The organism is Oceanobacillus sp. AG (assembly GCF_009746545.1).
GTDB classification, from domain to species: Bacteria; Bacillota; Bacilli; order Bacillales; family Amphibacillaceae; genus Oceanobacillus; species Oceanobacillus indicireducens.
On sequence record NZ_WOWT01000078.1, the window covers coordinates 1 to 1,282 of the forward strand.

Below are 1,282 nucleotides of genomic sequence, written 5' to 3' on the forward strand. Positions count from 1 at the left end.
TGATTGAACAGCTGTGGGAAGAAAAACAGTGGGAAAGCGATTGTCTGGATGTAAGAAAGATAGATTTTGAAGGAATAGATGAATCCAATTTGACGCCTGTGAACCAATCACGGAATTTGGCTTATGTAATTTATACTTCAGGTACAACTGGAAAACCTAAGGGTGTAATGGTTGAACATGAGGGATTGGCAAACCTTGTTTATCATTTTAAAGAATATCTGGAAATTAAAGAAAAAGATCGAATGGGACAATTTGCTAGTATCGCATTTGATGCATCTATTGAAGAAATAACAAAATGTCTTTTAAATGGGGCGACCTTATATATTATTCCGGAGGAAGTAATTTATAATTATCATTCCTTTGAGAACTATATAAACCAGAATCAAATCACTATTTTAACTCTTCCTCCAACCTATTTAAGGCATTTGAACGGCAAGAGTTTAAAGTCTATTCGTTTTCTTGTCTCTGCCGGCTCTGCAAGTACTAAGGAATTGGTTGAGTTATGGGGAGAAAAATATGTAAATGCATACGGTCCAACGGAAGCAACGATTGGTGCCACGATGTGGAAACCAATTAAATATAATCAATACAATACAGTTCCAATTGGAAAACCGGTGGGAAATAAAAGTATTTACATTCTAAATAAACATTTGCAGCTACAGCCCGTAGGGGTGTTTGGTGAATTATTTATCGGGGGAGAAGGGGTCGCACGCGGATATCTTAACCGCCCTGAATTAACGAAGGAAAAGTTTTTACCAAATCCATTTTCTCCTGGAGAAAAAATGTATCGAACAGGCGATTTAGCCCGTTATCTGCCAGATGGAAACATTGAGTTTCTTGGCCGGATTGACCACCAGGTTAAGATTCGAGGATATCGGATTGAGTTAGGAGAGATTGAAAATACCCTTTTAGAACATCCGGACGTGAAAGATGCGACTGTAATGGATTGGAAAGATAGCGAAAATGAAACATATTTATGCGCGTATGTGGTTTTCAGGAACTCAGATGCAAGTACAGAACTTAGGGATTATTTAAGTCAAAAGCTGCCCGCTTATATGGTCCCATCATTTATTGAAGAATTGGATATAATTCCTTTGACTTCAAACGGTAAAATAGATCGTCAAGCACTATCAAAACCTACTGGGGCTGACCAATTCAAGGAATATGTGGCACCGACGACAGAATTGGAAAAGAAATTAGTAGAGATATGGCAAGAAGTATTAGAAGTTGAACGGATAGGGGTTACCGATAACTTCTTTAACTTGGGGGGACATTCTTTAAA

Annotated in this window: 1 protein-coding gene; it reads left to right on the forward strand. The window is 37.9% G+C overall.

Annotation, left to right across the window (positions count from 1 at the left end):
- Window positions 1–1,282: non-ribosomal peptide synthetase (locus tag GN217_RS18585; protein ID WP_198042723.1), on the forward strand; the 1,282-nt coding region annotated here is incomplete at both ends.